Origin of the sequence: Bacteroides sp. RTP31139st1_H2_RTP31139_211217 (genome assembly GCF_040227615.1) — a bacterium.
Lineage (GTDB): Bacteria > Bacteroidota > Bacteroidia > Bacteroidales > Bacteroidaceae > Bacteroides > Bacteroides uniformis.
Genome location: NZ_JBCNZM010000242.1, coordinates 1 through 2,809 on the forward strand (window position 1 = coordinate 1; position 2,809 = coordinate 2,809).

2 protein-coding genes are annotated in these 2,809 nt (G+C 51.2%); both read right to left on the bottom strand.

What is annotated here, in order from left to right; genetic code table 11:
- Nucleotides 1–1,487 (bottom strand): toxin glutamine deamidase domain-containing protein (locus ABUA47_RS22970; protein ID WP_349832117.1); only part of this gene is annotated, 1,487 nt, incomplete at its 3' end.
- A gap of 38 nt (nucleotides 1,488–1,525) precedes the next feature.
- Nucleotides 1,526–2,809, bottom strand: a 1,284-nt coding sequence (locus tag ABUA47_RS22975; protein WP_349832119.1) for a DUF935 family protein, incomplete at its 5' end; no start/stop codon positions are given.

Consider the following 2,809-nt stretch of genomic DNA (forward strand, 5'->3'; position numbering starts at 1 on the left):
AGGAAGGAGACATCGAATAGCTTATTGTCAATTCTCAGGACTCCCCTGCAGTTGTGGGAAGTCGCAGCTCCTATTTCACATAAATATTTTACGTCTTTCCATTCCATTCCTGAACCGGCAGAATTATCGCTTTGGGGTTCGATATACCTTAGTTCACCATCCGCAAACCGTTGCAGGATTGTAGCATGCCCGCCCCCGCTTTTCCAGCCGATACTCAATTCATACACGCCTTCTTCCTTACATACCTCATTGAAATACTCCATGTACCTTTTAGGGGTCATTTTCAAGTACCCTTTGTGCGCAAGCCAGCTGTTTATACTTATATGTTGCGCCGGAGTACCGTCGGTGTTTTTCCAGACTTCAAAAGCACGTCCATTACTCAGGTATTCAAGTTTAGACCCTGCGACATTGCCTTTGGCGGTAATATCCCATCCACGTAATCGTAAAGCGTATGCCGGTGCGCAAGTCTGGCAGTTGATACTGTATGGAGTATCCCGTTTTTTATCGTAATCGCTGTTCTTCCGGTATCTGTTTCCCCTTTTATCACGATATATCCCGTTAGGATCAGGAATATACTCGTCCACGTGTTTGGGATTCGCATTCTGTTTATCCGCCTTATCCACATCCATAGGTTTTCCTTTTTTGATTTTAAGAGCCTTTTCCATTTCGAGGTTGTTCCGGGCAATGGCCATTTTTTCCTCCCCGGTAAGGTAGTCCGGCATTTCCGCAATCATCTCGTCAATACGGGCCATAAGTTTATCCACCGCTTTATGGGCACCCTTGTGGGCTTCTGCCTGATATGGATGATTGTCGGAAAACAGTTTGCCGTCCGTTCCCGGATTGTTATCCAGTCCGGGCTGGGGCTTGTTCTTGTCGTCTTCGTCCGGAAGTGGTGTCGGCTCCTCGTCGGTGGCAGTGAGGTCGCACTTGCAGTTCCACCGGTCGCCCGGTCGGTGGATGTTCCAGAACGTGTCATCAATCGGCCGGATGGTATTCCAGAACGGGCGGTGGTCAGCCCCCGGATGAATGGAGGTGGACGGTAGCCATTTGAGGTTGGGCAGAATATCGCGTTCGCGCAGGAACTGTTGCCAGTCAGCCGCCTGATGCGCCCGGATGACCGCCGTATCATACTCCGTCCGCAGCCAGTGACGAACCTGATGGGAAGCAATGGGCAAGACTTCCTGTACCCATTTGTCGAACGGTTTTAAAATGCCGTTTGAATCCAATAAAAGTCGTGCCATGTCATTCTGCATACGATGTACCTTGAATGCCGAGAATACGGCATTGTTCCGGAGTATGGCATTTCTGAAATCCTCGTCCGGAGTAATGGCCTTGGATTTGCTGAACCCTTCCTTTGCCGCCTTGTCCATCTTTGCCCATATTTCATTGAACAGGTTGATTTCGATTTCGGTTGCCGGATGAAAGTCCCTGCTGTATATGTTCAGCAAGGCACGCCGCAGCACCTCTTCGGAGAAGTCAAACTCCATGGAGACGCTGCCATTATCAGCCGCATACAGTCTGTCGACTACCAGTCTAAAGCTGCCCCGTCTGCCGGGGCTTTCACGAAAAAACCTTTGAGCCAGTTCCGGAAGTTTCTTTTCTGTTTCGGTGTCGGTTCATCATCCCGTCCCTTATTCGCTGGCTCCGGCTCCTTCTTCGGGCTTGGAATCCGGTCGGCTTGTTCAGCCGTCTTTTGTTCCGCCTTCAGCTGCTCGTAATTGGCCGGTTTGTCGATACCGAATTCCTCATAGAGATAATCGTCGTCGATGGGGATGTTGAAGTTCTTCTTCAGCTGCGTGAGGATGGATATTTTGGTACCGGCATCCGTTTCTTTCGGTTCCGGAAAGCAGAATGTCCCCCCTTCAGTATTGATGCCCATGCGCAGCAGAATGTCCGTCATGTCGTAATTCAGCACGTTGAGCACGTATTTCCGGTCAGCCTCCAGTACCTTGTCCTCTACTTTCTTATGAACCGTACCCAAAGCCTGTGTGCCTTTTTCGGACGATTCGGTTGTCAGCGTATTGCCCAGTATCAGTTTGGAAATTTCGTTGTTGCACCGTTCGCAGAGGCGTTCATAGACATCGGCAGACCCTGTTTTGTTTCCGGCTTCCGTAAGTTTGAGTTCCGTGTCCTTGGCATGAAAGAACTGCGCCAGACTTCCGGCGTTGGCCGCATCCTCCATGGCCCGCTGGCGGGACTCGTCGTCGTCGGAGTCATAGATATATTCCTGTATGGGCATGCCGAATACCTCGGAGAACTGTGCCCAGTCGCCCGTGGTGTTACGTTTGTAAATGACCCAAGGTGCAGCCTTGGCCAACAGCCCCAAATCGGACGGTGAACCCACAAAAAGCAGGTCGGTATATTCATTCCAGGAATGGCCGGTAATGTCCGTCTGGTGGCGCAGGATGAGTTCCCTGACCGGATCCACATGCTTGCGCGGTACCAGGTCATAATCCACCCACTCCTGCAGCTTGTAGAACTGGCAGAGCGAGAAGCCCCAGAATTTCGCATCAAGGATGTCACCCACCAGCCGGTTGAACCAGGGCGACTGTATCTGTTCGTTGATTTTATCGTCGGGCTTCCCGTCCACCCGGAATTCCATGTTGGAGCACAGCACGGCATTCTTTCGCTTTTCGAGCACACAGGAAAGGTGGGTATCCATCAGAATGTCCTCGTAGAGGTCATAAAGTTTGTAACGTCGCGAGAAATCGACATTCTCGGCCGCCCTTACGGCTGCCATGTAGTCGGAAATGTCCAGCCCGAAGCGTTTGGGCTGTGTGAGCACAATCACATTCGGTCTCTTTTGTCC